This is a genomic window from Intestinimonas sp. RTP31139st1_F5_RTP31139_211217, assembly GCF_040226735.1.
Lineage (GTDB): Bacteria > Bacillota > Clostridia > Oscillospirales > Oscillospiraceae > Intestinimonas > Intestinimonas butyriciproducens.
Window position 1 is genome coordinate 1 of the sequence record NZ_JBCOAQ010000074.1, and the last position, 4,735, is coordinate 4,735.

Genomic DNA, 4,735 nt, shown 5'->3' on the forward strand with positions numbered 1-4,735 from the left:
GTCTACACAGTGCTTTTTACTCTGTTTCGCTTAAAATTTTCTTGCATCACCTACTTGACTTCATACCATTGGACTTTTGTTTTTCGTGAAATAAGAATACCACCAATAAAAACATTGGTGGCAAAGTGGAGGGTTTATGAAAATTGAACTTTCATATCGTGCAGCATATCCAAAATGGTTACTGCATTTTTTTCTGCCGCCGACAGCGACACGATTAGTCTATCGCAGGCAGAAATAATATCATCAGTCTGTTTTGGCGTGTTTAGTGTAGCGCGAATATCTGTATCGGGATTTTGGGATAGCTGCTGTAAAAGCCGCAGGATTGCTTCTAAGGAATAATTAGTACATCTTAATGAACGAATGATTTTTAGCCGCTGTATATCCTCATCAGTATAGACACGATACCCGTTATCTTTTCTTTTTACTGTAAGTAAACCGTTCATTTCCCAATTTCGGAGAGTGTCCATAGGAATATCAAGCAGTTCTGACACATCTTTTCTCTTCAAATGTTGAGTGTTTCCCCCGATGCCGCCGGATAAAATCTGCTTCACAATTTCAATGGCTTCTTCCGCGTTTCGGCGTTCCTGTCCGATTTGTTTCAAGTAGTTTTCTGTAAGAGCAATGGCTGTGTCAAAATCACCTGTCGCTGATACCGTAATCATTTGTGCAATTTTCTTCCTTAACCCGTTCTGCAAAACCTCTACTTGAAATGCAAGACGTATCAGCTTACATTGCTTTATATGAAATTCTGTAAATACACGATAACCATTTGACAGACGTTCCGGCTTAGGTATCAGTTTCAGTTTTTCATATAACCGTACTGTGTTTGGGTGTATTCCGATGATTGCGGCAACCTCCGCAGTTTTATATGTGCTCACTGTTTCCCACCTCCATTCTCTTCCAATATACCATAGCTAAAAAGTCTGGTGTTATAGTGTAGGGTTCTATTTTACCATAGAAAATAAAATTAGTAAGATTGTGTTGTTTGATATTGGCATTTCCAGAACCTCCCCGTATTAGAAAGATAGTTGACACCCTCTAGGCACAGTGTATTATAGTGGGAGTGTGTGGCATTTGAATAATTTATGTTCTTGATAATGCTTGACTATTTACTGGGATTTAGGCATTACCAGAAAGATCGACGAGCTCGGCCGGGTGGTGCTTCCCGTTGAAATGCGGCAGGCACTATCTCTCACGGAAAAGGATTATATTGGGCTTTATCTGGATGAAACTCACCAAACTCTTTTATTTTAAAAAAGCGAGAGCCATCATGTATCTGTTGCCAGTCTACAGAAAACTTAAAAGCATTACCCAATGGAAAATACACATGTCAAAACTGCGTAAACCAAGATAAATAAAAGAAAGTGGCTTACCTTTCTGGGGGAGTCACTTCCTTTTCATTTTCTTTATTTTTGCGGAATAAGGGTCAAACCACAAAATGGCATAAAAAAACCTTGGAACTGCAATGGTTCCAAGGTTTTTTGTGGCAGCGGGAGAAGGATTCGAACCCTCACAAACAGAGTCAGAGTCTGTCGTGCTACCCTTACACAATCCCGCTATTTCGCACCCGCTATCGCGGGCACGAATGATATTATAGCAGGTTCACAAAGAATGTCAATACCTTTTACAAAAAAGATGGAAATAGGTCAGTCCTTGCGGCGGCCCAGGAAACGGAGAAGGTAGAGGAAGAGGTTGATAAAGTCGAGATAGAGTTGGAGTGCGGAGAAGATGGAGGCCTTCCGCAGCATCGCAGCGTCCCCGCTATAAAAAGCGTAGTAGGCACGGATCTTTTGTGTGTCATAAGCGGTGAAGCCCAGAAAAACTGCGATACCGATCAGACAGTAGACCCGGTCCAGCGCGCCGAGGAAGGGGAGAAACAGGGAGACTATGCCGAAGATCAACAGGAAAATGAGACCGCCCAGGAGAATGGGGCGGAGGCGGGAGAGATCCGTTTTCGTAAAGTGACCGTAGAGGGCTAGCACGCCAAAATAAAGGGATGTCGCACCGAAAACCAGAATGAGGCTCAAAACATCAAAAATGATAAAGTAGGCGGAAAAAACGATTCCATTGATCCCGGCGTAGAGAAAAAAGAGAACGCGGGCCATGGGCACGGAGAGATGCTGGATGCGGGCAGAGAGGAAGAAGACGACGGCCACTTCCGCTACCAGCAGGACGATGTGGAAATAGGGAATGGCAAAGACGTAGACGATCACCCCCGTCAGGTAGCCGCCTAAAGCGACGCCGAAGGTGACGAGAAGACCGAGGAACATCCAGAGGAAGGTCCTGGCCGTATAGGCGCCCAGAGACTCTCTCTGCCCGTACTGCTCCTGGTACCGTTCAGAGTCATAAAAATTGCTGTGGTCCATACAAATATCACATCTCTTTCAAATCGGGATAGCTATTACTATAGACTATCTTGCCCGAAAAGGAAAGCAGATTTTATTTTTTGCTTGACAAGAGTTCCGAAATCTTCTAAAATAAACACAATCAAAGGCGATGAAGGGAAGAAGACCTGTATATCCCGCTCAGAGAACCGGTGGTTGGTGTGAACCGGCGCGGCGAGTGCAGGTGTAAACTGGCCCCAGAGCCGTCTGTCTGAACCGCGAGTAGGATGGAACGTGCGGCCGCGTTACTGGCCAGGGCCTTGCTGGAGGCTGACGAGGGCCGACCGGGCAACCGGCGGTTGAATCAGGGTGGTACCGCGTACTATACGCCCCTGACCGTAATGGTCGGGGGCGTTTTGCTATGCTAAAGCAAGGCAAAAGGGCCATGCGCCGCCTATGGCGGCACGGCCTGGAACCAAAGCGCGTGGGCCGGGACGGCCCACATGCGCAAAACTTCATGCACCCGCTTTTGCCTGTTTATCGTGGCGCGCCAATGGCGCATGAAGTTTTATATCCCCGCGCAGCAAATTGAAAAAGGAGGCACCTTATCATGGTCAAAGATCCAAAAAACAAGTATATCCCCTTTGTGCCCATCAAGATGGAGCATCGCGCATGGCCCGACCATCAGATCACCCACCCTCCCGTCTGGTGCTCCGTGGACCTGCGGGATGGAAACCAGGCCCTGGTTGATCCGATGAATGTGGAGGAAAAGCTGGAGCTCTTCCACACTCTGGTGGATATCGGGGTGAAGGAGATCGAAGTGGGCTTCCCCTCCGCTTCCGAGACGGAATATGAGTTTCTCCGGGCGCTCATCGACGGCCACCACATCCCGGACGATGTCACCATCCAGATGCTGGTCCAGGCCCGCCCGCACCTGATCCGCAAGACCTTTGAGGCCATGGAGGGAGCGAAGAATGTGATCCTCCATTTTTATAACTCCACCTCTACGTTGCAGAGAAAAGTGGTGTTCCACAGCGATATGGACGGCATCATCCAGATCGCCGTCGATGCGGCCAAACTGATCCGCGAGCTCTCCGAGCCGGTAATCCGTGGGGGGACCAATTTGCGGTATCAGTATTCTCCCGAATCCTTCATGGGGACGGAAATGGACAATGCCGTGCTAATCTGCCAGCGGGTACTGGAGGAATTGGGGGCCACGCCGGAGAACAAAGTGATCCTGAATCTGCCCTCTACAGTGGAGAACTGCATGCCCAACTATTTTGCCGACGAGATCGAGTACTTCATCGAGCATTTGCCTTCCAGAGACTGTGCCATTATCTCCCTGCACCCCCACAATGATCGAGGGGAGGGTGTAGCCACGGCGGAGATGGGCCTGCTGGCCGGGGCTGAGCGTATGGAGGCGACCCTGTTTGGAAACGGAGAGCGGACCGGCAACGTGGATATGGTCACCCTGGCCATGAACATGTACACTCAAGGGGTCAACCCCGGCCTGGACTTCTCCAATATCAACCAGATCCGGAGCGTATATGAGCGCGTCACCAAGATGAAGGTAGGGGAGCGGCAGCCCTATGTGGGAGAGCTGGTCTTTACTGCATTTTCCGGGTCGCATCAGGATGCCATCAACAAAGGCGTGCAGTACATGCGGGAGAGCAACTCCACGCTCTGGGAAGTGCCTTACCTTCCCATCGATCCGTCGGACGTGGGCCGCCAGTATGAGCCGATCATCCGGATCAACAGCCAGTCCGGCAAGGGCGGCGCGGCCTTTGTGATGCAGGCGAATTTCGGATACGACATTCCCAAGGCCATGCAGCCGGAGTTTGGACAGATCGTCCAGGTGGAGACGGACCGCGTGGGTACCGAGCTCAAGCCGGAGCGTATCTATGAGCTTTTTCGGGACGCCTATATCGACATTGATGCGCCGTATCGGCTGATCAAGCACGCTTTCCGTGAGAGTACGGATGGAACAGGAGTTTCCCATGTCACCTTTGAAGGGACGCTCTCCCACAAGGACACGGTCTTCCAGGTATCCGGGGAGGGAAATGGCCCGATCGACGCCTTCTTCAACGCCATCCACGGGCAGAAGATGGACCGGTTCACCTTTGTGGATTATAAGGAGCACGCGATCCAGGCCGGCTCTGACTCGATGGCGGTGGCGTATATACAGCTTCGGGATGCGCAGGGGACCGACCATTTCGGCGTCGGCGTGGATCACAATATCAATCTGGCCCCCCTGCGCGGTATCCTCTCCGCGATCAATCGTGCGCTAGGAAAATAAAAAACGGCGGAACGGGATAAAAAATCGGAGCCTTCCTCAAGTGATATGTACCCAGAATTCTGGACACATAAAAAATTGAATTAGGTGCACATGGATGCCTCTCTGAATTTTGTAG

4 protein-coding genes, 1 tRNA gene and 1 other annotated feature are annotated in these 4,735 nt (G+C 49.9%); of the genes, 2 read left to right on the forward strand and 3 right to left on the reverse strand.

Going from position 1 to position 4,735, the window contains the following annotated elements:
• Positions 1-134 precede the first annotated feature (134 nt).
• On the reverse strand, positions 135-878 hold the full coding sequence (locus tag ABUA09_RS17915) for a MerR family transcriptional regulator (protein ID WP_058117914.1): 744 nt from the start codon (positions 876-878) through the stop codon (positions 135-137).
• A 295-nt stretch (positions 879-1,173) separates the two neighbouring features.
• Between ABUA09_RS17915 and ABUA09_RS17920 the strand changes: the two genes are divergently transcribed.
• Positions 1,174-1,254, forward strand: coding sequence for a hypothetical protein (locus ABUA09_RS17920; RefSeq protein ID WP_341349243.1), 81 nt, complete (start codon positions 1,174-1,176; stop codon positions 1,252-1,254).
• Between the two features lie 230 nt (positions 1,255-1,484).
• Here ABUA09_RS17920 and ABUA09_RS17925 read toward each other — a convergent pair.
• Together ABUA09_RS17925 and ABUA09_RS17930 are read right to left on the reverse strand one after the other, a co-directional pair.
• Positions 1,485-1,558 (reverse strand) — tRNA-Gln (locus tag ABUA09_RS17925).
• 88 nt (positions 1,559-1,646) lie between these two features.
• On the reverse strand, positions 1,647-2,366 hold the full coding sequence (locus tag ABUA09_RS17930; RefSeq protein WP_058117833.1) for a Bax inhibitor-1/YccA family protein: 720 nt from the start codon (positions 2,364-2,366) through the stop codon (positions 1,647-1,649).
• A gap of 121 nt (positions 2,367-2,487) precedes the next feature.
• Positions 2,488-2,721 (forward strand) — a binding site (T-box leader).
• A 213-nt stretch (positions 2,722-2,934) separates the two neighbouring features.
• Here ABUA09_RS17930 and leuA point away from each other — a divergent pair.
• Positions 2,935-4,620, forward strand: a complete 1,686-nt coding sequence (leuA, locus tag ABUA09_RS17935) for a 2-isopropylmalate synthase (protein ID WP_279203260.1) — start codon at positions 2,935-2,937, stop codon at positions 4,618-4,620.
• The last annotated feature ends 115 nt before the right edge of the window (positions 4,621-4,735 follow it).